Raw genomic sequence first — 25,824 nt, forward strand, 5'->3', positions numbered from 1 at the left:
GACGAGCTTCCTCCCTGACCACAACTACCGGCAAGTCACGGGAGGAGTCTAAGGCCACAGGCCCGCGGTGAGGTGGCCGATGCGCGGTCGATACCGCCCATCCCGCGCATCCTCCCAGGTCAGGAACGCCCACTCGGAAGCAGAGGTTCCAACTGGTCCCAGCGGCTGATTTCGCATCCGTTCGTCCGCCGGAACGTTGCGTCCACCTTGTGGCCGTTCCACGTTCCGGTGATCCGGGCGGTGGCGGGGCCCCCGTGCTGCATGGTGCAGATCTGCCGCTTGGAGACGGGTGCGAAGGGGTCCCTGCCCTCCCTGGCGAACTGGTCCAGCCGGGCACAGGCCCCCTCCGCCTGCGGATGGTCGCCGCCTGCGGGACCGCATTGGAGCCGGTACTCCCGGTCCAGCCGACGGTTCCCGGTGTCGGCCATGGCGATGGTGAGACGGTCGGGTGTCGGTGTCGCCAGAAGCCCCAGGGGCAGCGGGGGCAGCGGCCCGGCCGCCGCGGCGGCCAGGGCGGAGGTGACGGCGAAGGCGGCGAGACGCAGCATGGGGCACTCCAGGTCGTCCGTACGTCGTACGCCTGCCCAACGACGCGGGGGCCACCGACGTTGCGTGCCGCGGCTGCTTTAAGGCTTTGCCCTCTGCCCGTCGTGCCTAGTACCGTAGGAGCGGATTGGTGAGGGGCCCTGCGCCTGTGTCATCATCTGCACGCACCCTCGTACACGGGGGTGTGCTGGAGGCGTCGCCTAGTCCGGTCTATGGCGCCGCACTGCTAATGCGGTTTGGGTCTTACCACCCATCGAGGGTTCAAATCCCTCCGCCTCCGCACCTCATCGAAGCCCCGGTCCTGACGGACCGGGGCTTCGATGCGTTTCGGGGCAATCCGGTCCCCTCGTGATGTCCGCGCGAGCTCATCCGGATGATCTCCATCCAGCTCGTTTCCGCAGGTCAGTAGCGGTTTGGGTAATGGATTTCGCGTCCCGGCGAGGTCCATGTATTGTTGTTCTCGCAAGGCCAACGGGGCGCAAAACCCCGAGAAGCCCAAGCACTCGTAGCTTAACGGATAGAGCATCTGACTACGGATCAGAAGGTTGCAGGTTCGAATCCTGCCGAGTGCACATGAATCAGAAGCCCCCCGGGATCATCCCGGGGGGCTTCTGGCGTCAGTACCCCTGAGGAGCTGAGCATGGTCGTGCACACCGCCACTCCGCTCGCCCGGGAGATTCCCGCACCCGAGCGGGTCTGGTACGCCTCCTACGGTTCCAACATGCACATGGACCGCCTGGCCGCGTACATCGGCGGCGGGACCCCGCACGGAGCGACGCGCACGTACCCGGGCTGCCGGGACCGGCGGGCGCCCGAGCGCTCGATCGCGGTGGAGCTGGAAGGGTGCCTGTACTTCGCCACGGAGTCCCCCGTGTGGACCGGGGGCCGCGGGTTGTACGACCCCACGGCACCCGGGCGGACGCGCGGGCGGGCACACCTGGTGACAGCCGGACAGATGTCCGACATCGCTGCGCAGGAGATGTACAGGGAGCCCGGCGCGGACCTGGATCTGGCGGCGGTCCTGCGGGACGGTCGTGACGAGCTGGGCCCGGGGCGGTACGAGACCCTGATCTGTCCGGGTGAGATCGAGGGCATCCCCGTGCTGACGTTCACCGCGCCGTGGGCCCTGGAGGACGTCGATGTGCTCACCCCGTCCGCCGTGTACCTGCGCTATCTGGCCGGCGGCCTCCTGGAGTCCGGTCCCTGGGAGGAACAGGACATCGCCGAGTACCTGGCGGCGTGCCCGGGTGCGGCCGGAGCGTGGACCGCCGACCAGGTAAGGGAGTTGCTGACGGCTGACACCGGCCGGTGACCGCGTGGGCGCACGCCGGTGAACGCCGGAGCAGGGCCTGGCTCTCCTCCTTGATGGGGAGGGGGTCCCCCGGAGGATGTCAGGGGCGGGATGGCTCTGGCGGGTGACGCGGACCAGGACCCGGCCTCGGTACGGTTTTCGAAGATCGTTCGAAGGTTGTCGGAGTCGGGAAAACGGGGGCACTCATGGGACTGTTCGGGAACGCGCACACCGTCGACCCGGTGTCGGCGCAGCGGGACTACGCGCGACTGTTGGGGCAGGGGGAGCAGGTGCATGCCGCCTTCCTGCTGATTCGGGACACGATCCTGTTCACCGACCGGCGGCTGGTGCTCGTCGACAAGCAGGGACTCACGGGGAAGAAGGTGGAGTACCACTCCGTCCCCTACCGGAGCATTACGCACTTCTCCGTCGAGACCGCCGGGCACTTCGATCTCGACGCCGAGCTCAAGATCTGGATATCCGGCGGCGCGGCGCCGATCGAGAAGACCTTCACCAAGGGCGTCGACATCTACGAGGTGCAGGCGATCCTGACGCAGTTCGTCGCCCGGTAGTCCGGAGGGGCGGCCCTGCCCTCAGAGGACCCGGGGGAGGCCGGTCACCGACATCACCAGGGAGTAGAGGGAAGTGGTGGCGGTGATGAAGAGGCGGTTGTTCCTGGCGCCGCCGAAGGCGATGTTCGAGACCGGTTCCGGGACGCGGACGCGGCCGATCAGGGTGCCGTCCGCGGCGTAGCACTGGACGCCGTTCTCCATCGCGGCCGCCCACAGCCGGCCCTCGTCGTCGAAGCGGATGTTGTCGACCCCGGGGCAGCCGGTGAAGATCCGGTCGTCGGTGAGGGTGCCGTGGTCGGTGACCTTGAAGGCGCGGATGTGGCCGGCCCGGGTGTCCGCGGCGTACAGCTCGCTCTCGTCGGGGGAGAAGACGACTCCGTTGGGGCCGAGGAAGCCGTCGGCGACCATCCGGACCTCCCCGGTCGAGGGGTCGGCGCGGTAGAGGTTGCAGGCGCCGATCTCGCTGGGTGCGCGGTGGCCCTCGTAGTCGCTGGTGATTCCGAAGTCGGGGTCGGAGAACCAGACGGAGCCGTTCGAGCGGACCACGGCGTCGTTCGGGCTGTTGAGCCGCTTGCCGTCGAAGCGGTCGGCGATGACGGTGAGGCTGCCGTCCGGTTCGGTGCGGGTGACGCGCCGGTTGCCCTGCTCACAGGTGATCAGGCGGCCCTGGCGGTCCAGGGTGTTGCCGTTGGCGTGGCCGGCCGGGGAGCGGAAGACGGAGACCGCCCCGGTCGCTTCGTCCCAGCGCAGCATCCGGTCGTTGGGGATGTCGCTCCACACCAGTTGCCGCCAGGCGGGCAGGTAGAGCGGGCCCTCCGCCCAGCGGCAGTCGTCGTGCAGCCGCTCCAGCCGGGCGTCGCCGTTGGCGCAGCGGCCGGTCCGGAAGCGCTCGTCCAGAATCTCGTACAAGGTGAGGTCGGCTATGGCAGACATGATTCCCCCTGGAAGGGTTCTACCGAATTATGTTCGGTCTGATGGTGAGATTGCAGGATCAGGTACCGTCTTCGCAAGGGCCGACAGGCCCATGAGAGGAAGATTGCGTGGACGACATCGACCGTGCGCTCGTCCTGCGCCTGCAGCAGGACGCCGGCCAGTCGTACGCCGCTCTGGGCACGGCCGTCGGGCTCTCGGCGGGGGCCACCCACGAGCGTGTACGCAAACTGCGCGAGCGCGGGGTGATCCGGCGGACCACCGTCGACGTCGACCCGGCCGCCGTCGGCAGCGGAGTCCTGGCCTACGTGATGGTCGACTCCAACGCCTGGATGGGTGAGTCCGGCGCCGAGTTCGCCGCGATCCCCGAGATCCAGGAGGCGCACATCATCGCGGGCAGCGCGTCCGTGCTGGTCAAGGTGCGGACGGCCTCGACCGAGCAGCTGCAGGACGTCCTGCGGCGCCTCTACGCCATCAACGGCGTCAGCGGTACGCACGCCACCGTCGTCCTGGAGACGTTCTTCGAGAGGCCGCTCCCGCTGTGACCTGGTGGTGCACCGGGATCCGGTGGAAGGACGGCCGTCCCGCCATCAGGTGGTACGGGGAGGGGCGCGGCGAGCGGGTGAGCGAGCTCGCGTACGGGCAGCGGATCGCCTTCGCCGCACGCGGCGAGCGGCACTGCCTCGGCGTGTGGAGGGCAGGGAAGCGGACGCCCTGCCCCACCGCGGACACCGTGCCGGGCCGCACCGGGAACGCGCAGTGCCCCGAATGCGCCCGCCTCGACCGGTCGTTCTCCGTGGCGGCCGACACCAATGCCGCCGATCCGCGCACCTACCGCGTCTACCTGGCCTGGTTCGGGCCCGGCATGGTCAAGGTGGGGATCACCGCCGAGGAGCGCGGCTCGGCCCGGCTGCTGGAGCAGGGGGCGGTGGCCTGGGCCTGGCTCGGGCGAGGTCCGCTGATGGCCACCCGGCGCACCGAGGAGCTGCTGCGGGCCGCGCTCGGGGTGCCCGACCGGATCGCGTACGCCCGCAAGCGCGCCGTACGGGCCCACCTGCCGGCCGCGCCCGACCGGGCCCGGGAGGTCGCCGAGCTGCACGCACGGGCGGCGGCGCTGCCCGGGTGGCCGGAGTCGCTGGAGCGGGTGGAGTGCGAAGTGGCCGACCATGCGCAGGCGTTCGCCCTGGACGCCCTGCCCGGGCTGTCCGGGCTGTCCGGGCCCGCGAGGGTGCTTGCCGAGATGGTGCCCGGAGGGTGCGTCGTGGGCCGGCTGGCGGGCGCGGCGGGTCCCGATCTGCACCTCGCGGACGGACTCGTGGTGGACACCCGGCTGCTGGCCGGCTGGGAGCTCACCGCGCCGGGGGACGAGGCGGTGACATCGGTCCCCGTGGCGCAGATCCCGTCCGCCGGCGGGCCTCCTGCCGAGCAGGACGGGCTGTTCTGACACCCGTGGCCGGCCGCGGCCATGGTCAAAACTTGGATCCCTTTGGCCTTCCGGCGCCGATTCCGGTGGACATGCCGGGGGCGCTCCGCCGAGGGTGTCGGTCATGACCATTCAGCCGGTACCGGCCTTCGAACCCCCTTATGTCATGGCCGTTTTCAGCAACGTCCGTACTGCCGACGACTCCGGATACCCCGAGACCCTCGAGCGGATGCAAGAGATCGTCTCGGCGAATCCGGGGTACCTCGGCTACGAGTCGGCGCGGACCCCCGGCGGCCTCGGCATCACCGTCGCCTACTTCCGCGACCACGAGTCCCTCACCGCGTGGCGCAAGGACATGGAGCACCAGGCGGCGATGAAGCAGGGCCGCGCCGACTGGTACGAGAGCTACACCCTGCACGTCGCGACCGTCGAGCGGAGCCACGGCTTTGTCCGCAACGGCTGAGGCGGTCCGCGCCTTCCGGGAGCGGCTCGGGCTGCCCGGACTGGTCGACGTCCACACGCACTTCATGCCCGAGCGCGTGCTGGACAAGGTGTGGGACTACTTCGACGCGATCGGCCCGCTGACCGGCGTCGAGTGGCCCATCACCTACCGGCACGAGGAGGAGCAGCGCGTCGCACTCCTGCGGGAGTTCGGGGTCCGGGCCTTCACCGCCATGCTCTACCCGCACAAACCGGCGATGGCCGCCTGGCTCAACGCCTGGTCCGCCGACTTCGCCGCCCGCACCCCCGACTGCCTGCACACCGCGACCTTCTTCCCGGAGGAGGGCGCGACCGCCTACGTCCGTCACGCCGTCGACGCGGGAGCCCGGATCTTCAAGGCGCACCTCCAGGTCGGCGGCTACGACCCGAACGACGACCGGCTCGACCCCGTCTGGGGGCTGCTCGCCGAGGCCGGCATCCCGATCGTGATCCACTGCGGCTCGGGGCCCGCCCCGGGCAAGCACACCGGACCCGAGCCGATCGCACGGCTGCTGGCCCGCCACCCGAGGCTGCCGCTGGTCATCGCCCACATGGGCATGCCCGAGTACGCCGACTTCCTCGACCTGGCCGACCGGTACGCCGAGGTCCGCCTGGACACCACCATGGCCTTCACCGACTTCGCCGAGCAGATCAGCGGCTTCCCGCCCGGGGACCGCGGGCGCCTCGCGGACCTCGGCGACCGGATCCTGCTCGGCACCGACTTCCCCAACATTCCCTACCCCTACGAGCACCAGTTCGCCGCCCTCGAACGGCTCGGCCTCGGCGACGACTGGCTGCGCGCCGTCTGCCACGACAACGGCGCCCGGCTCTTCCGTCTCGACGGCTGACCGCCGGCCCGGCCCCCATTCCTTTCTCAGGAAATTCACAGGTAGGCACAAGAACGCTCTCAGAGGCACCGGACAGCGTGTTCGTCATGACTGCGACGACCACCTCCCATGCGTCCACGTCCACCAACCACCCGTCGGCCCTGGTGCGGCCCGACGGGGGACCCTGCAGGGTCCTCGTCGTCGACGACGAGGCCTCGCTCTCCGAGCTGCTGTCCATGGCCCTGCGCTACGAGGGGTGCGAGGTCCGCAGTGCCGGCGACGGCGCGGGTGCGGTCCGGGCGGCACGGGAGTTCCGGCCGGACGTGGTCGTCCTCGACATCATGCTCCCCGACATGGACGGCCTCGCCGTCCTCGGGCGGCTGCGCCGTGAGATCCCCCAGGTCCCCGTGCTGTTCCTGACCGCCAAGGACTCGCTGGAGGACCGGATCGCGGGCCTCACCGCGGGCGGCGACGACTACGTCACCAAGCCCTTCAGCCTGGAGGAGGTCGTGGCCCGGCTGCGCGGCCTGGTCCGGCGCTCGGGCGCGGCGCAGGCGGCACGAGGCGGCTCGGTGCTGTCCGTCGGTGATCTCCGGCTGGACGAGGACAGCCACGAGGTGGTCCGGGGCGACCGGGAGATCCACCTGACCGCCACCGAGTTCGAGCTGCTGCGCTACCTGATGCGCAACCCGCGGCGCGTGCTGAGCAAGGCACAGATCCTGGACCGGGTGTGGTCCTACGATTTCGGCGGCCAGGCCAATGTGGTCGAGCTGTACATCTCCTACCTGCGCAGGAAGCTGGAGAGCGGCCCCGGTCTGCCCAGGATGATCCACACGCGCCGCGGCGCCGGATACCTGATCAAGCCGGGCGAGTAGTGGCCTTCCGCAGGAACCGGCGACCACGCGGCCGCCGGCCCTGGTCGCTGCGCACCCGGCTCGTCGTCTCGGCAGTGGCACTGATCGCCGTGGTGGGCGCGGCCATCGGGACCGTCACCACCTTCGCCCTGCGCTCGTACCTGGTCACCGAGCTCGACGACCAGCTGGGCACCTCCGTGAGGATGGCCGCCCGGGCGCCCGGTGGGAAGCCGGTCCGGGAGAACAGCGTCGGCTTCGTCACGGCTCCCGGCAGCCCGCTGGACGCCGCCGGGATCCGCCTGGATCCCGCCGGGAACGTCCTCGGGACGGCCCGCAACGCCCGCGTCGACGGATGGCCGGTCGACCAGGCGCCGGCGCTGACCGAGGGCCAGGGCAAAGCCCTGGCCCAGGCCGCGCGGAAGTCCGCGCAGGGTACGCCCGGGCCGGTGGATGCGGAGCTCCCGGGCCTCGGCAGCTACCGGGTGCTGACCTCCCACGACGGGAACCTCGCCCTCGGCTTCCCCCTGAGCGACGTCGACTCCACCGTGCGCACCCTGGTGGGCGTGGAGCTCTGCGTCACGCTCGCCGGGCTGATCGCGGCCTCCCTCGCAGGTCAGGCCCTGGTCGGGGTCGCCCTGCGCCCGCTGCGCCGGGTGGCCGCCACCGCCACCCGGGTCTCCGAACTGCCCCTCCACAAGGGCGAGCCCGCTCTCCACGAGCGGGTACCGGACGCCGAGGCCGACCCCCGTACCGAGGTGGGCCAGGTCGGTGCCGCTCTCAACCGGATGCTGGGCCACGTCTCCTCCGCCCTCACCGCCCGTCAGGAGAGCGAGACGAGGGTCCGGCAGTTCGTCGCCGACGCCAGCCACGAGCTGCGCACCCCGCTGGCCTCCATCCGCGGATACGCCGAACTCACCCGCCGGGGACGGGAGGAGCCCGGCCCCGACACCCGGCACGCCCTGGGCCGGATCGAGTCCGAGGCCACCCGGATGACCGGCCTGGTCGAGGACCTGCTGCTGCTGGCCAGGCTCGACGCGGGCAGCCCGCTGCCCACCGGCGACGCCGACACCGACCTGGCCCCGCTCGTCATCGATGCCGTCAGCGACGCCCGGGCCGCGGGCCCCGAGCACCACTGGCGCCTGAACCTGCCCGAAGAGCCGGCACCGATCCGGGCCGACCCGGCCCGGATGCAGCAGGTCCTGGTCAACCTGCTCGCCAACGCCCGAACGCACACCCCGCCGGGGACCACCGTCACCGCGCATGTTTCACGTGAAACATCCGCCGTCCGGCTGCGGATCGAGGACGACGGGCCCGGAATCCCGCCCGACCTGCTCCCCCACGTCTTCGAGCGCTTCGCCCGCGGCGACGCCTCACGCTCCCGTGCGGCGGGCTCCACCGGGCTCGGGCTGGCCATCGTGCAGGCCGTGGTCACCGCGCACGGCGGGCGGGTCGGAGTACGGAGCGAGCCCGGGCGGACCTGCTTCGAGGTTCTGCTGCCGCACGCGGAGGCGGACCGTTCGGACTCACAGGCGGGGCACAGGCTCAGCACACAGCGGTGACAGGGCGCCCGGCGAATGTCGGAACATGCGAACCGACACCTCTCCCGGGGCCCTTCCGGCACGGGCGCCCCTCGCGCCCGTGCCCGGTGAGCCCGTCCTCGACGTGGTGATTCCTGTCTTCAACGAGGAGAAGGACCTCGGCCCGTGCGTCCGCAGGCTGCACGAGCACCTCACCCGGACCTTCCCCTACCCCTTCCGGATCACGGTCGCCGACAACGCGAGCACCGACCGCACCCCCGAGGTCGCGAACGGGCTCGCCGCCGCACTGGACGGCGTACGCAGCACCCGGCTGGAGGAGAAGGGCCGGGGCAGGGCCCTGCGCCAGGTGTGGTCCGGTTCCGACGCCCCCGTCCTCGCCTACATGGACGTGGACCTCTCCACCGACCTCAACGCCCTGCTGCCACTGGTCGCACCGCTGATCTCCGGCCACTCCGACCTCGCCATCGGCACCCGCCTCGCCCGTTCCTCGCGGGTGGTGCGGGGCGCGAAGCGGGAGTTCATCTCCCGCGCCTACAACCTCCTCCTGCGCTCCTCCCTCGCCGCCCGGTTCAGCGACGCGCAGTGCGGCTTCAAGGCGATCCGGCGCGAGGTCGCCGAGCGGCTGCTGCCGCTGGTGGAGGACACCGGCTGGTTCTTCGACACCGAACTGCTCGTGCTCGCCGAACGGGCCGGGCTGCGGATCCACGAGGTTCCGGTGGACTGGGTCGACGACCCCGACTCCACCGTCCACATCGTCAGGACCGCCACCGACGACCTCAAGGGCGTCTGGCGGGTCGGCCGGGCACTGGCGGTCGGCGCGCTCCCGCTGGACCGGCTCGCCCGCCCCTTCGGCGACGATCCGCGCGACCGCGCCGCACTGCCCGGGGTGGAGGGCGGACTGGCCCGCCAGCTCCTCGGCTTCTGCGCCGTCGGAGCGCTGTCCACCGTGCTCTACCTGCTCCTGTACTCCGCCTTCCGCGCGGGGACCGGCCCGCAGTTCGCCAACGGCGCCGCGCTGCTGCTCTCCGCGATCGCCAACACCGCCGCCAACCGACGGCTCACCTTCGGGGTGCGGGGCCGGGACCGGGCCGTGCGCCACCAGGCCCAGGGCCTCGTGGTGTTCGGCATCGGGCTGGCCCTCACCAGCGGTTCCCTCGCCGCGCTCGGAGCGGCCGACGCCGATCCAGGGCACGGCACCGAACTGGCCGTGCTGATCACCGCCAACCTCGCCGCCACCGTGCTGCGCTTCCTGCTCTTCCGCGCCTGGGTCTTCCCCGAGCGGCGCGACACTCCTGCGAAGGACGACATTCGATGACCACGGCAGCACCCTCGCTCTTCCCGGTCCCCGAGGCCCGAGCCGGTACCGGCGGCCGGGCGGTCGACCGCCCCCGCTGGGAACTCCCCTCCCTCGCCGGGCTGCTGATCGCCACCGCCGCCCTGCTCCTGTGGGACCTGGGCTCTTCCGGCTACGCCAACTCCTTCTACTCCGCCGCCGTGCAGGCGGGCAGCGAGAGCTGGAAGGCCTTCTTCTTCGGCTCCTCCGACGCCGGCAACTCCATCACCGTCGACAAGCCCCCGGCGGCCCTGTGGCCGATGATGCTGTCCGTCCGGCTCTTCGGGCTCGGCGCCTGGCAGATCCTCGTCCCGCAGGCCCTGATGGGCGTCGCGACCACCGGTGTGCTGTACGCCGCCGTGCGCCGCCAGTTCGGCCCGGGAGCCGCGCTGCTGAGCGGTGCGGCCTTCGCGCTGACGCCCGTCGCCGCGCTGATGTTCCGCTTCAACAACCCCGACGCGCTGCTGACCCTGCTGCTGACCGTCACCGTGTACTGCGTACTGCGCGCCCTCGAGGGGGCCCGTACCAAGTGGCTGGTCTGGGCCGGGGTCGCGGTCGGCTTCGCCTTCCTCACCAAGACCCTGCAGGCCTTCGTCATCCTGCCGCCGCTGGCCCTGCTGTACGCCGTCTGCGCGCCCACCCGGCTGCGCAAGCGGCTCGGCCAGCTGCTGCTGGCGGGGCTCGCGATGGTAGTGGCCGGCGGCTGGTGGGTCGCCGTCGTCGAGCTGTGGCCGGCTTCCTCCCGGCCGTACATCGGCGGCTCGCAGAACAACTCGTTCCTGGAGTTGACCCTCGGCTACAACGGCCTCGGCCGGATCAACGGCAATGAGACCGGCAGCGTCGGCGGCGGTGGCCGTGGTGGCGCGGGTGGCGGCGGAGGCGGGGGCTGGGGAGAGACCGGCATCGACCGGCTCTTCTCGGGGAACATCGGCGGACAGATCGCCTGGCTGCTGCCGGCGGCCCTGGTCCTGCTGGTGGCCGGCCTGGTGATCACCTGGCGGGCCCGCCGGGCCACCGACTCGCTCGACGGCATGGCCCGTGCCGCCTTCCTGGCCTGGGGCGGTTCGCTGCTGATCACCGCGGTGGTCTTCAGCTACATGCAGGGCATCTTCCACGAGTACTACACCGTGGCGCTGGCGCCGTTCGTGGCCGCGCTGATCGGCATGGGTGTCGCCGTGCTCTGGGAGGAGCGGGGCGGACTGGCGGCCTCGGTCACCCTGTCCGGCACGCTCGCCCTGACGGCGGTCTGGTCGTACGTGCTGCTCGGCCGCGCCACCGGCTACCTGCCGTGGCTGCGCTGGGCGGTGCTGGTGGGCGGACTGCTCGCCGCGGCCGCACTGCCGTTCGCCGCGCGGGCCGGGCGCCGGACGCTGCAGGCCACGGCGGCGCTGGGACTGGCGGCAGCCCTGGCCGGACCGTTCGCGTACTGCCTGACCACGGTGAGCACCGGGCACACCGGTTCCATTGTGACCGCCGGCCCGGCGGTGGCGGGCGGCCGGGGAGGCCCCGGCGGCATGATGGGCGGCCCCGGCGGACCCGGCCGCGCGGGCGGGTCCGGCGAGATGCTCCCGGGTGGCCAGGGCGCCGCGGGCGCCGCGGGCGGCGCGGGCGGGCAGTGGAACGATGGCCGGCCGGGCACCGGTCAGCAGGGCGGTTTCCCGCCGCCGGGCGCCATGACGCAGGGCCAGGGCGGTACGGGCGGGATGCAGCAGGGCCAGGGCGGCCAGGGAGGCCCGGGCGGACGCGGTGGTGGCGAGCGGTTCGGCGGCGGCCAGGGCGGTCCGGGTGGCCTGCTGAACGGGGCCCGGGTGAGCGCCGAGGCCAAGAAGGCCCTCACCACCGACGCCGACGCGTACACCTGGGCGGCGGCCGCCATCGGCTCCCAGAACGCGGCGAGCTACCAGCTGGCCTCCGGTGTGCCCGTCATGCCGATCGGCGGCTTCAACGGGAGTGACCCCTCGCCGACCCTGGAGCAGTTCCAGGCGTACGTGCGGGACGGGAAGATCCACTGGTTCATCGGTCAGAGCGCCACGAGCGGTGCCGCCGAGGGCGGTATGCCCGGTGGCGGTGGCCGGGGTGGTCCGGGCGGCGGCACGAGCACGGAGATCGAGACCTGGGTCAAGGCCACCTACAAGGCGTCCACGGTCGGCGGAGCCACCTTCTACGACCTGACGGCTCCGACGACCTGATCCGGCCTCAGGGCACCGGACCCCACCCGCTGATCCTGCCCGATCCGTTCGACACCCCCTAGCATCAAGAGGGCGGACCGGGCATTCCGGGCTGATCCACCTGTCGTGAGGAGGGTGCCTGCATGGTGACCGCGGCCGATCCCGGCGAGACCCGGACCAGTGTGTGGCTGGCCGCCAGGCCCGCCGCACCCGCCAGACGCCGCAGCGAGGCACCCTCCGGGCTGGACCGGGAGCGGATCACCGCCGCCACCGTGCGGCTGCTCGACGCCGACGGGCTGACCCGGTTCTCGATGCGACGGCTCGCCGCCGGGCTCGGGGTGACCGCGATGTCCCTGTACTGGTACGTGGACACCAAGCAGGATCTGCTCGAACTCGCCCTCGACAGCGCCCTGGGCGAGCTGAGGCTGCCCGCCCCGGCCACGGAGGGCGTCACGGCGAGCGCAACGGAGGGCGCAACGGAGATCGGTGTGAAGACGGCCGCGGAGGCCGCCGCGGAAAACGGCGGGGCGGGCTGGCCGGGCCGGCTCCAGGCGCTCGCCCGGGACTACCGGCGGGTGCTGGCGGACCACCCGTGGGTGGCTCCGCTCACCGCGACCTACCCGAACATCGGCCCGCACGCGCGGGCGTTCGACACCGCCCTCCAGCGGCTGCTGGATGCCACCGGGCTGGTGGACGCCGCCCGGACCGGCGCCCACCTGGCCGTCTCGCAGTTCCTGCACGGCTGCGGGGGGACGGTCCGGCGGGCGCCGGAGGGCGACTTCTGCCTCGCGCTCGACGTCCTGATCGCCGGTATCGCGGCCAAGGCGCCGACCGGCCGGGCCTCGGCGGGGCAGACGCCGGCCGGCCGGGCTCCGGTGGGTCAGGCGCCGGCCGGCCGGGCTCCGGCTAGGCCTTGACGACGGCCTCGGCGGGGGCCGGCTCGCTCGAAGCCGCCGCCGGGGCGTGGGCCGCCGGCTTCGACTGCAGGGCGACCTCCTTGATGAACACCACCAGGACCAGTCCGAGCAGCGCGAACGGTGCGGCGTAGAGGAAGACGTCGCCGACACCGTGCCCGTACGCGGACTCGATGACCTCGCGGAACGGCGCGGGCAGCTTGTCGAGGTCGGGGATCCCGCCCCCGGCGGTGCCGCCGTGGCCGAGGGCCGCGGCCTTCGGGCCGAGTGCGGCGAGGCCGTCCTGGACGTAGTGCGTGACCCGGTTGGCCATGACCGCGCCCAGTGCGGAGACGCCCATGGCACCGCCGAGGGAGCGGAAGAAGGTGACGACCGAGCTGGCCGCGCCCAGGTCCTCGGGGGCCACCTGGTTCTGCGTGGCGAGGACCAGGTTCTGCATCATCATGCCGAGACCGAGGCCGGTCAGCGCCATGTAGACGGCGATGTGCCAGTACGGGGTGTCGTACCGCAGCGTGCCCAGCAGTCCGAGTCCGGCCGTCAGCAGTACGCCGCCGGAGACGAGCCAGGCCTTCCACTTACCGGTCTTGGTGATCACCTGACCGGAAACGGTGGAGGAGACGAAGAGGCCGGCGATCATCGGAATCGTGAGGATTCCGGACATCGTCGGGGACTCGTCGCGGGCCAACTGGAAGAACTGGCTGAAAAACACGGTCCCCGAGAACATGGCGATGCCCACGAAGAGCGAGGCCGCCGAGGCCAGGGTGATGGTCTTGTTGCGGAACAGCCGCAGCGGGATGATCGGGTCGCTCGCACGGGACTCGACGAGGACGAAGAGCAGGCCGAGCAGCACCGCGCCGCCCGTCATGGCCCAGGTCTGCCAGGAGACCCACTCGTAGGAGTCGCCGGCCTGGGTGACCCAGATCAGCAGGAGCGAGACGGCGCCGCTGATCAGGAAGGCGCCCAGCCAGTCGACCTTGACGTCGCGGCGCACGACCGGGAGGTGCAGGGTGCGCTGGAGCACGATCAGCGCGATGATCGCGAACGGCACGCCGACGTAGAAGCACCAGCGCCAGCCCAGCCACTCCGTGTCGGTGATGACACCGCCCAGCAGCGGGCCGCCGACGGTGGCGACGGCGAAGACCGCGCCGAGGTAGCCGCTGTACCGGCCGCGTTCCCGCGGGGAGATCATCGCGGCCATCACGATCTGCGCCAGGGCCGACAGGCCACCGACTCCGATGCCCTGGACCACGCGGCAGGCGATCAGCGTGCCGGTGTTCTGGGACAGGCCCGCGACGACCGAGCCGAGGACGTAGATCACGAGGGATATCTGGACCAGCAGCTTCTTGCTGAACAGGTCGGACAGCTTGCCCCACAGCGGGGTGGCCGCCGTCATCGACAGCAGGGCGGCGGTGACCACCCAGGTGTACGAGGACTGGGTGCCGCCGAGGTCGCTGATGATCTGGGGGAGGGCGTTGGAGACGATCGTGGACGACAGGATCGCCACGAACATGCCGAGCATCAGCCCGGACAGCGCCTTCATGATCTGGGGGTGGGTCATGGTCACCGGGGTGGCCACGGACGTGGGTGGGTTGTCGGTCGTCGTCTCCGACTGGGCCATGTCTTTCCTTCGTCTAGAAGCTCGATCGGAGTCGGGCCAGCAAGGTGTTGAGTACGTCGATGTCCTGGGGTGACCAGTCGTGCAGGGCTCTCTCCAGCGAGGCCGTGTAGCGGGCGCCGAGCTCGCTGAGCAGGGCCCGTCCGGCCGGGGTGAGCCGCAGGATCCGGCAGCGTCCGTCGCCCGGGTCGGTCTCGCGCTCGATCCAGCCGCGGTCGGCGATGTGCGTCACGTGCCGGCTGGTCACCGAGATGTCGACCGCCATGAACTCGGCCAGCCGGCTCAGCCGCATCTCACCGTGCCGGTCGAGCACGGTGAGGACGGCGGCGGCGCCGGGCGGGCAGTCCGGGGGCAGGCTGCGGGCGAGCTCGCGCTTGACGGCGCCGATTCCGGTGAGCTGGCGGGCCAGCTCCGCGTAAGGAGCCGGACTCTGAGCCGCAGCCGCAGCCGCAGCCGGACTCGGACTCGGACTGGGAATCGGAGCCGGTCTCGGCGTCTGAGCCTGAGTCGTGGGCGCGGTCTGCACGGTCACCGGGTTCCCCCATCTTGTTGCTTCAGGCAACCATAGAAGCGAATGGTTGCTACAGGCAAATGAATCTGGGGGGTGGGGCGGTAAAGGAATCGGAAAACCGGCTAGGGTCCTGCTCCATGGCTGACAACCGCAACTCACAGGTCCCCGAGGGCAACTACGACCCCGCGGGCAGCACCCAGATGTTCCGGGCCTTCGTCGAGGAGGCCGCACCGGCCCGCCAGGCGGGTCCGGGGTCGCGCCAGCAGCGCCGCGCCGAGCAGGAACGGTCCGGGTCCTCGAACTCGGCCGCGAAGATCGGACTGGTCATCGCGCTCGTCCTCGTGATCGGCGCGGCCGCCTGGTACCTGATCTGACGGCGGCCGGGCGGGCGGCCGGCGGCGGCCCGCCCGGGCGGCAGGGCCGGGGCGGGGGCGGCGGCGCGGGGCTCAGCTCCAGGTCGCGGTGACCTTCCGGGTGTCCACGTGCATGCCCAGCGGCACCCGCCAGGACTCCACGCACACCGTGTAGGTCTGCGTCTTCGCGGTCCCGCCCGCCAGGGGTGCCGGCAGGGGCTGGCTCGTCGTGATCGTGGCCCAGTCGACGCCGAGGGCGCCGATGATGTGCGTCGCGAAGCTGACCGTGCCCGCATTGGCCGCGGTGGTCCCGGTGTTGGTGAAGGTCACGGTGACCCGCTCGCACCAGCGGTCGGCCGCGGCGGCCCTGACCGGCGTGGACAGCGTCAGCCGGGCCGGCGTGGACGCGGGCGGCGCCGGCGGTGTGGTGCCGGGCCCGGTGGGAGGGCGCGTCGGCGTGCCCGGTGGGCCCGGAGTGCCGGGCACCGTCGGCGTGCCGGGCGTGCCCGGTGTGCCGGGGGCCGGTGGGGTCCGGCCCGGCCCGGACGGGGTGCCGGGCGCGTCCGCGGAGCCGCCGGGGCCGGTGGTCGTGGCTCCGCCCGGGGTGGAGGCGCCAGGAGTCCCGGATCCCGCGGGAGCGGTCGACGTACTGGACGACGCGGTGGATCCGCCCGGCGCGTCCGGGCCGCCGAGCTGCTGGAACTCCACCTGACCCCGCGGTGCCACGTTCTCCCCCGCGCCCCGTTCGGGGCCCGGGGCCGCGGCGCCCACGGCGACATGGCCGTCCCGTGCCGGGCCGCCGCAGCCGGTGAGGCCGGCGGCGGCCGTGCAGCACAGGGCGAGGAGGGCGGTGGCGGCCGCTCGCGATCCCTTTCGCATCGCGCCAGTTTTCCTGACGGATCGTCAATTGGGAAGCGCGAGGCGCCGGATCACTCCCCGATGAGTCCTGCGCGCAGCTGCGCGAGGGTGCGGGTCAGCAGCCGGGAGACGTGCATCTGGGAGATGCCGACCTCCTCGCCGATCTGCGACTGCGTCATGTTGGCGAAGAACCGCAGCATGATGATCTGCCGTTCCCGGGGCGGGAGTTTGGCGAGCAGCGGCTTCAGGGACTCGCGGTACTCGACGCCCTCCAGCGCGGTGTCCTCGTAGCCGAGGCGGTCCGCGAGGGAGCCCTCGCCGCCCTCGTCCTCGGGGGAGGGCGAGTCGAGCGAGGAGGCGGTGTAGGCGTTGCCCACGGCGAGGCCGTCGACGACGTCCTCCTCCGAGACCCCGAGCACGGCGGCGAGCTCCGGCACGGTCGGCGAGCGGTCCAGTTTCTGGGCGAGCTCGTCGCTGGCCTTGGTCAGCGCCAGACGCAGCTCCTGGAGCCGGCGCGGGACGCGGACGGACCAGGAGGTGTCCCTAAAGAATCGTTTGATCTCGCCCACGACGGTCGGCATCGCGAACGTCGGGAACTCGACGCCGCGTTCGCAGTCGAAGCGGTCGATCGCCTTGATCAGGCCGATGGTGCCGACCTGGACGATGTCCTCCATCGGCTCGTTCCGGCTGCGGAATCGGGCCGCGGCGTAGCGCACGAGAGGCAGGTTCAGCTCGATCAGGGTGTCGCGTACGTACGCCCGTTCGGGGCTGTCCGCATCCAGGGCGGCAAGCCGCTGGAAGAGGGAGCGGGAGAGGGTGCGGGTGTCGATGGCTTCCGAGCGGTCGGACGCTGCCGGTGCTGCCGGCGCTGGCGCGCTCTTGACGAGCGTGAGCACCTTGGAGCTGCCCTGGTCTACGGACATGCCACCCCCTTGAGGTCGCGGACGGTCGCGTACTGCGCGCCCGTCGGAGGAACGCAGCCTCCACCTGAATACCGGAGGCGGGGCTGCGGCAAACGCGGTTCACGCAGAATGTCACATGTCGGCAACGCGCTGTAGCGCCATGTCGACATATATCTCCAGCGACAGAAGAGATCAGAGGCCGATCAGTCCGATCTGTCGGGAAACGCGTGAATGATCTCCACTCGTTCCGGTTACGCCTCGATCCTGTTTGCGGATCTCAGTCGGGCGAAGCTCCGGGCGAGGAGTCGGGAGACGTGCATCTGGGAGACGCCGAGCTCCACGCTGATCTGGGACTGCGTCAGATTGTTGTAGTACCGCAGGAGCAGGATCCGTTGCTCGCGTTCGGGCAGCTGTACGAGCAGGTGGCGGACGAGGTCGCGGTGCTCGACCCCGGCCAGCTCCGGGTCCTCGTAGCCGAGGCGGTCCAGCAGCCCGGGCATGCCGTCGCCCTCCTGGGCGGCCTCCAGGGAGGTCGCGTGGTAACTGCGCCCGGCCTCGATGCAGGACAGCACCTCGTCCTCGGTGATGCGCAGCCGTTCGGCGATCTCGGCGGTGGTCGGGGTGCGGCCGTGGAGGGTCGTGAGGTCCTCGGTGGCGGCGTTGACCTGGACCCACAGCTCGTGGAGGCGGCGCGGCACGTGGACGGTGCGGACGTTGTCGCGGAAGTACCGTTTGATCTCGCCCACGACGGTCGGCATCGCGAACGTCGGGAACTGCACGCCGCGGTCCGGGTCGAAGCGGTCGATGGCGTTGATCAGGCCGATGGTGCCGACCTGGACCACGTCCTCCATCGGCTCGTTGCGGCTGCGGAAGCGGGCGGCCGCGTACCGGACGAGCGGCAGGTTGGCCTCGATGAGGGCGCCGCGCACCCGGCTGTGCTCGCTGGTGCCCGGTTCCAGGCCCTTCAGCTGCCCGAAGAGGACCTGGGTGAGGGCCCGGGTGTCCGCGCCCCTGCTCGGCGGCCTCGGTGCGACCGGGGGCTCCTCGGGCGGCTCCTGGAGGGGCTCCTGGCGGTGTTCCCGCTGGGGCTCCGGCTGAGGTGGCACCTGGGGGTCCTGCTGGGGTGGCACCTGAGGCGCAGTACTGGCCGGCACGGTCACGCCACCCCTTCAGTCAACTCATCCATCAAAAGCGGTCATAGCATCACAAGAGATGTGCACTGTGTGCAAGCACCGTATATCGCCGTGTTGAGGGCAAGTTGGGCATATCGGGGCAATATGGCCAGTGGTGGGTATACAAAAGCCCCCCACCCGTCGGAGTGGGGGGCCGGAAGTCCGGGAACCGCTTCAGCGTACGGGTCAGCGCACCAGTTCGGTCATGAACTCGCCGATGCCGGAGGCGGCATCCGATATCCCCTGGAAGCCTATTTCCACGATCTCGGCCGCTCTCTTCGGCTGGGTGATGATCACGAAGAGGACGAACACGGTGAGGGCACCCGTGATGAGCTTCTTGGTGTCCACGAGCGGGCGGCCTCCCCAACCGGTCCTTGCAAGTCGGGTGAGTCTAACCGGTCAAGATTGGACACTCACCTGCCCTTTAAGGACCAATGACCCGGTACTCCGGGTCCTTTGCCGTGGAGCGGGCGGTTGCGGCGGGCGCAGGATTGAGGTGAGCCCACCGGTTCTGGCAGGAAACCGGTGGGTGAGGGACAGGGCCTCACTGCGGGGCCCGGGCCGCGAGCTTCCCCCTGACTGCGGCCCGGACCGGCAGGTCCGTCCTCGCCGGGGGAAGTGGTTCGTCCCCCCGATGCCACTTCCCCCGTCCCGTGCGTCGAAGGTCCCGACCGGTGGTCGGGGCCTTCTTCGTGCCGTCCCGCCCCGGGACTCCGCGGGGCGCGCCTGCCGAGTACCGGGTGTTACTCCAGGCCGCCGGCCAGGTCCGTGAGCGGCTGTACGGGCGCGATGACGGGGGCCAGCTGGTTGGGCAGGTCCATCAGCGCGTTGAGCTGGTTCGCGCCGGCGCTGAGCTGCGACCCGATCTCCTGGACCGACGTGGGCTGCGCCCCGGCCGGCATCCCCGGGGCCGCGGTCGGCAGGTCCGGAAGGGTGAGGGGGGAGATCGGGGCGGCCGAGGCGGCGGGTGCGGCGAGGCCCGCGGCGGCCCCCGCGAGGGCGATGGCGGCGAGCATGCGCTGGGTCTTGGTCATGCCGTGACAACGGCCGAGGCGGCGGGCGGTCACGCGGGGTCCTCCGGAGAGAGGAGCCCGGGATACGCCGAGAGCCCCGACCCTTGCGGGGCGGGGCTCTCGGTCGAAGCGGTAGTGGAGGGATTTGAACCCCCGATGGGTTGCCCCATACTCGCTTTCGAGGCGAGCTCCTTCGGCCACTCGGACACACTACCGAGATGGATCCTAGCCTAAGGAACCCCATCCGCCGAAATCGGTTGCTCCGGGGGCGTCACGGGCGCCGTACGCAGGCATTTTCCGGGCCCGGTCCGGCTCAGAGGTCGCGGAAGAAGTCCGTCAGCTGCCGTGCGCACTCCTCGGCGAGGACGCCGCGGACCACCTCGGGGCGGTGGTTGAGCCGCCGGTCCCGTACGAGGTCCCACAGCGACCCCGCCGCGCCCGCCTTCTCGTCGTCCGCGCCGTAGACGACCCGGGCGACGCGCGACTGCACGAGCGCGCCCGCGCACATCACGCACGGCTCCAGGGTGACCACGAGGGTGCACCCCGGAAGCCGCCATTCCCCGAGCTCGGCCGCGGCCCGGCGCAGCGCCACCACCTCGGCGTGCGCGGTGGGGTCGCCGGTCGCCTCGCGTTCGTTGTACCCGGTGGAGAGGACCTTCCCGTCCGGGCCCAGCACGACGGCGCCGACCGGCACATCGCCGGCCGGCACCGCCCGGGCGGCCTCCTGGAGCGCCAGGCGCATGGAGTCCCGCCACGGGTCCCGTACGGGATCGTCGGTGTTCGCAGGGACCACTAGCGGACGGCCTCCAGGACCTCGGTGGCGCCGAGGGACTCGGCGATCTCCGAGAGGGCGTCCCCGTCCAGGGTCATCAGTTGTTTGTTGGTCACTCCGAGATCGTCCAGCAGCCGGGGGTCGCCGAGCGGACCGGCCGGTACCGGCTCCGCACCGGCCCCGCCCACCTCGTCCTCGTCGGAGTCCTCGTCCGCGAACGCGGCGACGGCATCCTCCTCGCCGTCCTCGGTGCCGTCCAGGTCCAGGTCGTCGAGTTCGTCGTCCTCCTCGTCGCTGCCCAGCAGCTCTTTGGTCAGCATCGAGCCGTAGGAGCTGCGGGCGGCCGCGGAGGCGTTCGACACGAAGTACCGCGGGTCCTCCTCGCCGTCCACGCGGACAACGCCGAACCAGGCGTCCTCCTGCTCGATGAGGGCGACCACCGTGTCGTCGTCGACAGCGGCGGACCGGGCGAGATCGATCAGATCACTGAGGGACTCGACGTCGTCGAGTTCCATGTCGCTCGCTTCCCACCCGTCTTCGGTGCGCGCGAGCAGTGCGGCGAAATACACCGTGACTCTCCCACTGGTCTTAGGCGTGCCGGTTGGAGGTCCCCCCGGCCGGAGGTTGGGGCAGAACGGCTGTGCTGCTCGCCGCCCGTACCCCGCCCAATCGGCATCGTGGCAGAAACAGCGGCTTTGCGAGAGGTCTTCCGCGCTTGCGTCGTGCCGCGCCGTGCCCCGGCAGGGGCCGCACGGGGTTGCGGCGCGGGGGCGGCGGGGTCGTATCGGGGGATGTGGGGCGGGTGGTGCGGCCCGGACGTGTCGCGGCGTGCCGCGGCGTGCCGGGACCCGGCGTCGCGCCACGGCGGCCTGCCGGACCGGACCGGGTCGGTCCGCGGGGCGGTATCCGGTCCGCGGGGCGGGAAGGCGCCGGATCACCAGCGGAAGGTACGCATCCGCATCTGCTGGCGCATACGGGCCGCACGGGCCCGGCGGGGCTGGACGCGATCGCGCAGCTCGCGCGCCTCCATCAGGTCACGCAGGAACTGTGCGCGGCGCGCCCGGCGCTGCGCCGGTGTCTCCGGCACATCGTCGCTCGGCTGCGTGTCGGGCATCGGCCACCACCCTGGGCTGGTCGGTCGTCCCCCCTGCACCCACCTTCCCCCGGACAGCCCGTTTGATGCCACCCCGCCGCAGGTCAGGACTGTTCCCCCAGGGTCGGGACCACGGCCACCGGGCCGTGCGCGTGGTGGAGCACCGCATGGGCCACCGAGCCGATCGGCAGCGACAGCGCCGTGCGCCGCGGGTGGTGGCGGCCCACCACGACGAGCGCCGCCGCCCGGGAGGCGATGACCAGCCGGCCCGCGGGGTCCCCGGGTACCGCGGCCTGCTCGACCGGCACGTCCGGGAACCGCTCGCGGAAGGGCGCCAGTCGCTCCGTCTGGGACCGCAGCATCTCCCGTTCGGCCGGTACGCCGTCCCCTCCGTCGGCCAGTCCCTCGGGCGGGATCACCGCGAAGGGGCTGTCGACCACCAGGGCGGGCGAGGGCGGGATGGCGTACGCGGAGACCACCTGGACGGTGGTCCCCCGCACGGCCGCTTCCGTGAACGCGAAGGTCAGTACGTCGTCGGCGGTCTCGGCGGCGTGCAGCCCGAGCACCACCCGCCCGGCCGACTCCCGCGCGTCGGGGTCGGAGCCGGCGCCGGCGCTGCGCTCCTCGTGCGGGACCACCACCACCGGGCAGGCGGCCGTGCTCGCCACGGCCCGGCTGTTCGAGCCGAGCAGCAGACTGGCGAAGCCGCCGCGGCCCCGGGAGCCCATCACCAGGATCCGGGCCTCCGCCCCGATCACCCGCAGCGCCTCGGGGACGGAGCCCTCCAGGGCCTCGTACGTGACCCCCTCGGGCAGCGCGGAGCCGCCGCCGAGCAGCGCCAGGATCCAGTCGCGCACCGGGTCGGCGAATTCCGCCGGCTGCGAGGGGTCGTGCAGCGACGCCCGGCGCCCGGCATACAACTGGGCGTGGTCGGGCAGTACATGGGCGACGAGCAGCCCGCTGTCGTGCCGGACGGCCTCGGCCCGCGCCCACTCCAGGGCCTTGAGGCTGTGCTCCGAGCCGTCGACGGCCGCGATCACCGGTGTGTTGCTCATCAGTCCAGCCTGCTGGGCGTCCGCCCGGGGCGCATCCGCAGGGCCGCGGCGGGCGCGGGCGCCGCTTCGGACGCGAAGGGGCCGCCTCAGCGCGTAGCCTTTTGGGTGCAGGTCGCGTCGTGCGACCGTTTTTGCAGGTCGCAGGCTGAGTTTTGGAGGATGTTGTGCGTTTGCAGGTCGTCGATCACCCCTTGGTGGCGCACAAACTCACCACCCTGCGCGACAAGCGCACCGACTCCGCCACCTTCCGGCGGCTCGCCGACGAGCTGGTGACCCTGCTCGCCTACGAGGCCACCCGGGACGTGCGCACGGAGCAGGCCGACATCGAGACCCCGGTCGCCCCGACCACCGGCGTGAAGCTCTCGCACCCGCGCCCGCTGGTCGTCCCGATCCTGCGCGCCGGCCTCGGCATGCTCGACGGCATGGTGCGCCTGCTGCCGACCGCCGAGGTGGGCTTCCTGGGCATGGTCCGCAACGAGGAGACCCTGGAGGCCTCCACGTACGCGACGCGCATGCCGGAGGACCTCTCGGGACGCCAGGTCTACGTCGTCGACCCGATGCTCGCCACCGGCGGCACGCTGGTCGCGGCGATCCAGGAGCTGATCAAGCGCGGCGCGGACGATGTCACGGCCGTGGTGCTGCTGGCCGCGCCCGAGGGCGTCGAGATCATGGAGCGCGAGCTGGCGGGCACGCCGGTGACGGTGGTGACGGCCGCCGTGGACGAGCGGCTCAACGAGCACGGCTACATCGTGCCGGGTCTGGGTGACGCGGGCGACCGGATGTACGGCTCGGCGGAGTAGGGCCGGACGAGCCGTACGAGCCGCAGGACGGTTCGGCGAGTCAGCAGTTCTTGGGCGCGGGCACGGGGTTGGCCAGGAGGGCCAGCGCCTTGTCCGCGTCCTCCTTCGTGCTCAGCTCCTTGAAGGCGTCGCCCAGGATCAGGTCGACGTCCGCGGTCTCGCGGGTGTCGGTCTGCTGGGTGGTGCCGGCGAGCTGCGTGCCGAGTACGGAGAAGACGGCCTTGTCGGTCGTGGGGGAGCCCAGCAGTATCCCCGTGCCGGGGACCTTCTTGTCGAAGTCGGCCGGGGCGTTGCCCACCTTGCCGATGACGAAGCCGCGTTTGCTCAGCTCGTCACCGACGGCCTTGGCCAGGCCCGCGCGCGGTGTCGCGTTGTAGACGTTGACCGTGATCTCCCCGGGCGGGGGGAGCACGACCGCAGGTTTGGCGGGGGCCGAGGCGGTGGAGGCGGCGGAAGGGCCGCCCTTGGCAGCGGCACCGGGAGGCGTCGTCGGGCAGTCCTTGGCACCCGCAGCCGTGTTCCGCTTGGGGCCATCGCCCCGGAACACGTCGATGAGCTGCAGGGCCCCGTAGCCGACCAGGGCCAGGGCAAGGATCGAGCCGAGCACGGCGAGGACGATCCGAGGACGGCTCCGCTTACGGCTCATGCGCGGGTAGGCGGCTCCCGTGACGCGGTACTTTCCGCCCATGCCGGGGGGAGTGAGCATGCTCATGGGCGCAGCGTAGTGCGGCCCGGTGTCGATGCCTACTAAATGATCTGCTGATAGGTCAATGGCGACCCGAAAGGCGCAATCTACGCGAAGCGTCAGTCCATCTCGAGGACGCGCGCGTGCAGCACCTGGCGCTGCTGGAGCGCGGCGCGCACGGCGCGGTGCAGCCCGTCCTCCAGGTAGAGGTCGCCCCGCCACTTCACGACGTGGGCGAACAGGTCGCCGTAGAAGGTGGAGTCCTCGGCGAGCAGCGTTTCGAGGTCCAGCTGGCCCTTGGTCGTCACGAGCTGGTCGAGCCGGACCGGGCGCGGCGCGACGTCCGCCCACTGCCGGGTGGTTTCCCTGCCGTGGTCGGGGTAGGGCCGTCCGCTTCCGATGCGCTTGAAGATCACACGGAAAGCCTACCGGGCCGGTGCGTGCGGGCGCAGCCTCGTGGCGGTGGTGCAAAAGTGGCGAACAGCGCTATTTGGGGAGTGATGCATGAGCGAGAGCACCGACCCCGCCGTTCCGGCGGACGAGAGCGGCCCGGCCGGGGAGATCGCCGCCGGGTACGCGTTCACCGGACCCGCGCTCGACCTCGGGGCCCTCCTGTGGGACGGGCAGTGTCTGCCCGGGCGTCAGATCCGCATCCCCCTGGCGGTGCTGGGCCGCCACGGGCTGGTCGCCGGAGCCACCGGTACCGGCAAGACCAAGACCCTCCAGCTCATCGCCGAACAGCTGTCGGCGGGCGGCGTGCCCGTCTTCCTCGCCGACATCAAGGGGGACATCTCGGGGATCTCGGCCCCCGGGACGCCGAGCGAGCGGATCGACGAACGGGCCAGGGACGTGGCCCAGCCGTGGGAGCCCGGCGGATTCCCCTGCGAGTTCTACTCGCTGGGCGGGATCGGCCCCGGCATCCCGGTCCGGTCCACGGTCACCAGCTTCGGCCCGGTGCTGATGTCGAAGGTGCTCCAGCTCAACCGGACGCAGGAACAGTCCCTCGGCCTGATCTTCCACTACGCCGACACCAAGGGCTTGGAGCTGATCGACCTCAAGGACCTGCGCGCGGTCGTCGCCTTCCTCGTCTCCGACCAGGGCAAGAGCGAACTCAAGGGGATCGGCGGGCTGTCCACCGTGACGGCCGGGGTGATCCTGCGGGCGCTGACCGCCTTCGAGCAGCAGGGCGCCTCGGAGTTCTTCGGCGAGCCCGAGTTCGACACCGCGGAGTTCCTGCGTACGGCGCCGGACGGGCGCGGACTGGTCTCCGTACTGGAACTCCCGGCGGTCCAGGACAAGCCGCAGCTCTTCTCCACCTTCCTGATGTGGCTGCTGGCCGACCTCTACAACGACCTGCCGGAGGTCGGCGACCTGGAGAAGCCGAAGCTCGTCTTCTTCTTCGACGAGGCGCACCTGCTCTTCGACGGGGCCTCGAAGGCCTTCCTGTCGTCCATCACCCAGACGGTCCGGCTCATCCGCTCCAAGGGCGTCGGCGTCTTCTTCGTCACGCAGACCCCCAAGGACGTGCCGGCGGACGTGCTCGCCCAGCTCGGCAACCGGGTGCAGCACGCACTGCGCGCCTTCACCCCGGACGACGCCAAGGCGCTGAAGGCGACGGTGAAGACCTTCCCCCGTACCGCCTACGACCTGGAGGAGCTGCTCACCCGGCTGGGGACCGGCGAGGCCGTCATCACCGTGCTCAGCGAGAAGGGCGCCCCGACCCCGGTCGCGGCGACCCGGCTGCGGGCCCCGCAGTCGCTGATGGGGCCGATCGCGGAGGCGGACCTGGAGCGGGCCGTGAAGTCCTCGCTGCTCTGGTCGCGCTACGCGGAGCCGGTCGACCGCGAGTCGGCGTACGAGCGGATCAGCGCCGAACAGGCCGCCGCGGAGGCGCAGGCGGAGGCGGCCGCGGCCGCCTCCGAGGCCGAGAAGCAGGCCGAGGAGGCGGAGAAGGAGGCCGCGCGGGCCGCGCGCAGCGCCCCGGAGCCGGATCCCTCGCTGGCCGAGAAGGTGGTGGGGAGCGGACTGTTCCGCTCGCTGGCGCGGTCGATCGGGACGCAGTTGGGCCGGGAGATCTCGCGCTCGATCTTCGGGACCGCGCGCAAGCGCCGGTGACGCG

Annotated in this window: 29 protein-coding genes and 3 tRNA genes; 16 read left to right on the top strand and 16 right to left on the bottom strand. The window is 71.7% G+C overall.

Annotation, left to right across the window (positions count from 1 at the left end; all coding sequences use genetic code 11):
• Positions 1 to 119 precede the first annotated feature (119 nt).
• The gene (locus ACWGE1_RS01160; protein ID WP_453418462.1) at positions 120 to 548 is read right to left on the bottom strand and encodes an SSI family serine proteinase inhibitor; all 429 of its coding nucleotides are present in this window, start codon (positions 546 to 548) and stop codon (positions 120 to 122) included.
• Between the two features lie 187 nt (positions 549 to 735).
• Between ACWGE1_RS01160 and ACWGE1_RS01165 the strand changes: the two genes are divergently transcribed.
• From ACWGE1_RS01165 to ACWGE1_RS01180, 4 genes are all read left to right on the top strand, one after another.
• Positions 736 to 826 (top strand) — tRNA-Ser (locus tag ACWGE1_RS01165).
• Positions 827 to 1,045: 219 nt separating this feature from the next.
• Positions 1,046 to 1,118: transfer RNA gene (locus ACWGE1_RS01170), tRNA-Arg, on the top strand.
• 68 nt (positions 1,119 to 1,186) lie between these two features.
• The gene (locus ACWGE1_RS01175) at positions 1,187 to 1,858 is read left to right on the top strand and encodes a histone deacetylase (RefSeq protein ID WP_453418463.1); all 672 of its coding nucleotides are present in this window, start codon (positions 1,187 to 1,189) and stop codon (positions 1,856 to 1,858) included.
• A gap of 185 nt (positions 1,859 to 2,043) precedes the next feature.
• Positions 2,044 to 2,409, top strand: a complete 366-nt coding sequence (locus ACWGE1_RS01180) for a PH domain-containing protein (RefSeq protein WP_453418464.1) — start codon at positions 2,044 to 2,046, stop codon at positions 2,407 to 2,409.
• A 21-nt stretch (positions 2,410 to 2,430) separates the two neighbouring features.
• Here ACWGE1_RS01180 and ACWGE1_RS01185 read toward each other — a convergent pair whose 3' ends face one another.
• Positions 2,431 to 3,342 carry an SMP-30/gluconolactonase/LRE family protein gene (locus ACWGE1_RS01185; RefSeq protein ID WP_453418465.1) on the bottom strand — a complete coding sequence of 304 codons (912 nt, stop codon included), beginning with the start codon at positions 3,340 to 3,342 and terminating at the stop codon, positions 2,431 to 2,433.
• Between the two features lie 107 nt (positions 3,343 to 3,449).
• On the opposite strand from ACWGE1_RS01185, the gene ACWGE1_RS01190 reads away from it, so the two are divergent.
• The 9 genes from ACWGE1_RS01190 (at position 3,450) to ACWGE1_RS01230 (ending at position 12,879) form a co-directional block, all read left to right on the top strand.
• Positions 3,450 to 3,884 (top strand): Lrp/AsnC family transcriptional regulator, encoded by a 435-nt coding sequence (locus ACWGE1_RS01190; RefSeq protein WP_453418466.1) that lies wholly within the window; start codon positions 3,450 to 3,452, stop codon positions 3,882 to 3,884.
• Positions 3,881 to 4,783: a DUF2797 domain-containing protein gene (locus ACWGE1_RS01195; RefSeq protein WP_453418467.1), complete on the top strand. Its 903-nt coding sequence runs from the start codon at positions 3,881 to 3,883 to the stop codon at positions 4,781 to 4,783. The genes ACWGE1_RS01190 and ACWGE1_RS01195 overlap by 4 nt, the downstream gene beginning before the upstream one ends.
• 103 nt (positions 4,784 to 4,886) lie before the next feature.
• Positions 4,887 to 5,225, top strand: a complete 339-nt coding sequence (locus ACWGE1_RS01200; protein WP_453418468.1) for an antibiotic biosynthesis monooxygenase family protein — start codon at positions 4,887 to 4,889, stop codon at positions 5,223 to 5,225.
• Positions 5,209 to 6,090 carry an amidohydrolase family protein gene (locus ACWGE1_RS01205; protein ID WP_453418469.1) on the top strand — a complete coding sequence of 294 codons (882 nt, stop codon included), beginning with the start codon at positions 5,209 to 5,211 and terminating at the stop codon, positions 6,088 to 6,090. Before ACWGE1_RS01200 ends, ACWGE1_RS01205 begins: the two co-directional genes overlap by 17 nt.
• Before the next feature lie 86 nt (positions 6,091 to 6,176).
• The gene (locus ACWGE1_RS01210) at positions 6,177 to 6,944 is read left to right on the top strand and encodes a response regulator transcription factor (RefSeq protein WP_453418470.1); all 768 of its coding nucleotides are present in this window, start codon (positions 6,177 to 6,179) and stop codon (positions 6,942 to 6,944) included.
• Entirely contained in the window at positions 6,944 to 8,482 is a 1,539-nt protein-coding gene (locus ACWGE1_RS01215) for a sensor histidine kinase (protein ID WP_453418471.1), read from the top strand. The genes ACWGE1_RS01210 and ACWGE1_RS01215 overlap by 1 nt, the downstream gene beginning before the upstream one ends.
• Positions 8,483 to 8,507: 25 nt before the next feature.
• Positions 8,508 to 9,776 (top strand): glycosyltransferase, encoded by a 1,269-nt coding sequence (locus tag ACWGE1_RS01220; RefSeq protein ID WP_453418472.1) that lies wholly within the window; start codon positions 8,508 to 8,510, stop codon positions 9,774 to 9,776.
• Positions 9,773 to 11,983 (top strand): ArnT family glycosyltransferase, encoded by a 2,211-nt coding sequence (locus ACWGE1_RS01225; protein WP_453418473.1) that lies wholly within the window; start codon positions 9,773 to 9,775, stop codon positions 11,981 to 11,983. The genes ACWGE1_RS01220 and ACWGE1_RS01225 overlap by 4 nt, the downstream gene beginning before the upstream one ends.
• Positions 11,984 to 12,105: 122 nt before the next feature.
• Positions 12,106 to 12,879, top strand: coding sequence for a TetR/AcrR family transcriptional regulator (locus ACWGE1_RS01230; protein WP_453418474.1), 774 nt, complete (start codon positions 12,106 to 12,108; stop codon positions 12,877 to 12,879).
• On the opposite strand, the gene ACWGE1_RS01235 is transcribed toward ACWGE1_RS01230, so the two are convergent.
• Both ACWGE1_RS01235 and ACWGE1_RS01240 read right to left on the bottom strand, forming a co-directional pair.
• Complete coding sequence (locus ACWGE1_RS01235) at positions 12,869 to 14,494, bottom strand: MDR family MFS transporter (RefSeq protein ID WP_453418475.1); 1,626 nt, start codon at positions 14,492 to 14,494, stop codon at positions 12,869 to 12,871. The genes ACWGE1_RS01230 and ACWGE1_RS01235 overlap by 11 nt on opposite strands.
• 13 nt (positions 14,495 to 14,507) lie before the next feature.
• On the bottom strand, positions 14,508 to 14,969 hold the full coding sequence (locus tag ACWGE1_RS01240) for a MarR family winged helix-turn-helix transcriptional regulator (protein ID WP_453418493.1): 462 nt from the start codon (positions 14,967 to 14,969) through the stop codon (positions 14,508 to 14,510).
• Positions 14,970 to 15,139: 170 nt separating this feature from the next.
• Between ACWGE1_RS01240 and ACWGE1_RS01245 the strand changes: the two genes are divergently transcribed.
• On the top strand, positions 15,140 to 15,376 hold the full coding sequence (locus ACWGE1_RS01245; protein ID WP_453418476.1) for a hypothetical protein: 237 nt from the start codon (positions 15,140 to 15,142) through the stop codon (positions 15,374 to 15,376).
• A 72-nt stretch (positions 15,377 to 15,448) separates the two neighbouring features.
• On the opposite strand, the gene ACWGE1_RS01250 is transcribed toward ACWGE1_RS01245, so the two are convergent.
• The 10 genes from ACWGE1_RS01250 to ACWGE1_RS01295 all read right to left on the bottom strand — a co-directional run bounded on the left by ACWGE1_RS01250 (position 15,449) and on the right by ACWGE1_RS01295 (position 22,220).
• On the bottom strand, positions 15,449 to 16,234 hold the full coding sequence (locus tag ACWGE1_RS01250; protein WP_453418477.1) for a hypothetical protein: 786 nt from the start codon (positions 16,232 to 16,234) through the stop codon (positions 15,449 to 15,451).
• Positions 16,235 to 16,284: 50 nt separating this feature from the next.
• Positions 16,285 to 17,136, bottom strand: a complete 852-nt coding sequence (locus ACWGE1_RS01255) for an RNA polymerase sigma factor SigF (RefSeq protein ID WP_453418478.1) — start codon at positions 17,134 to 17,136, stop codon at positions 16,285 to 16,287.
• Between the two features lie 230 nt (positions 17,137 to 17,366).
• The gene (locus tag ACWGE1_RS01260) at positions 17,367 to 18,221 is read right to left on the bottom strand and encodes an RNA polymerase sigma factor SigF (RefSeq protein WP_453418479.1); all 855 of its coding nucleotides are present in this window, start codon (positions 18,219 to 18,221) and stop codon (positions 17,367 to 17,369) included.
• A 252-nt stretch (positions 18,222 to 18,473) separates the two neighbouring features.
• Complete coding sequence (locus tag ACWGE1_RS01265; protein ID WP_184791566.1) at positions 18,474 to 18,635, bottom strand: hypothetical protein; 162 nt, start codon at positions 18,633 to 18,635, stop codon at positions 18,474 to 18,476.
• Between the two features lie 395 nt (positions 18,636 to 19,030).
• On the bottom strand, positions 19,031 to 19,354 hold the full coding sequence (locus ACWGE1_RS01270) for a hypothetical protein (RefSeq protein ID WP_453418480.1): 324 nt from the start codon (positions 19,352 to 19,354) through the stop codon (positions 19,031 to 19,033).
• Between the two features lie 76 nt (positions 19,355 to 19,430).
• A tRNA-Ser gene (locus tag ACWGE1_RS01275) sits at positions 19,431 to 19,515 on the bottom strand.
• Positions 19,516 to 19,613: 98 nt separating this feature from the next.
• Entirely contained in the window at positions 19,614 to 20,042 is a 429-nt protein-coding gene (gene tadA / locus ACWGE1_RS01280) for a tRNA adenosine(34) deaminase TadA (RefSeq protein ID WP_453418494.1), read from the bottom strand.
• 50 nt (positions 20,043 to 20,092) lie between these two features.
• The gene (locus ACWGE1_RS01285; protein WP_453418481.1) at positions 20,093 to 20,641 is read right to left on the bottom strand and encodes a tRNA adenosine deaminase-associated protein; all 549 of its coding nucleotides are present in this window, start codon (positions 20,639 to 20,641) and stop codon (positions 20,093 to 20,095) included.
• 365 nt (positions 20,642 to 21,006) lie between these two features.
• Entirely contained in the window at positions 21,007 to 21,186 is a 180-nt protein-coding gene (locus ACWGE1_RS01290; RefSeq protein ID WP_453418482.1) for a hypothetical protein, read from the bottom strand.
• A gap of 83 nt (positions 21,187 to 21,269) precedes the next feature.
• Complete coding sequence (locus ACWGE1_RS01295) at positions 21,270 to 22,220, bottom strand: universal stress protein (RefSeq protein WP_453418483.1); 951 nt, start codon at positions 22,218 to 22,220, stop codon at positions 21,270 to 21,272.
• A gap of 164 nt (positions 22,221 to 22,384) precedes the next feature.
• On the opposite strand from ACWGE1_RS01295, the gene upp reads away from it, so the two are divergent.
• Positions 22,385 to 23,020: a uracil phosphoribosyltransferase gene (gene upp, locus ACWGE1_RS01300; protein WP_030010426.1), complete on the top strand. Its 636-nt coding sequence runs from the start codon at positions 22,385 to 22,387 to the stop codon at positions 23,018 to 23,020.
• Between the two features lie 40 nt (positions 23,021 to 23,060).
• On the opposite strand, the gene ACWGE1_RS01305 is transcribed toward upp, so the two are convergent.
• On the bottom strand, positions 23,061 to 23,732 hold the full coding sequence (locus tag ACWGE1_RS01305) for a LytR C-terminal domain-containing protein (RefSeq protein WP_453418484.1): 672 nt from the start codon (positions 23,730 to 23,732) through the stop codon (positions 23,061 to 23,063).
• Positions 23,733 to 23,824: 92 nt separating this feature from the next.
• Positions 23,825 to 24,121 carry a type II toxin-antitoxin system VapB family antitoxin gene (locus ACWGE1_RS01310; protein ID WP_030010424.1) on the bottom strand — a complete coding sequence of 99 codons (297 nt, stop codon included), beginning with the start codon at positions 24,119 to 24,121 and terminating at the stop codon, positions 23,825 to 23,827.
• Between the two features lie 88 nt (positions 24,122 to 24,209).
• Between ACWGE1_RS01310 and ACWGE1_RS01315 the strand changes: the two genes are divergently transcribed.
• Entirely contained in the window at positions 24,210 to 25,820 is a 1,611-nt protein-coding gene (locus ACWGE1_RS01315; protein WP_453418485.1) for a helicase HerA-like domain-containing protein, read from the top strand.
• Positions 25,821 to 25,824: the final 4 nt, after the last annotated feature.

This window comes from Streptomyces sp. NPDC054932, assembly GCF_053610205.1.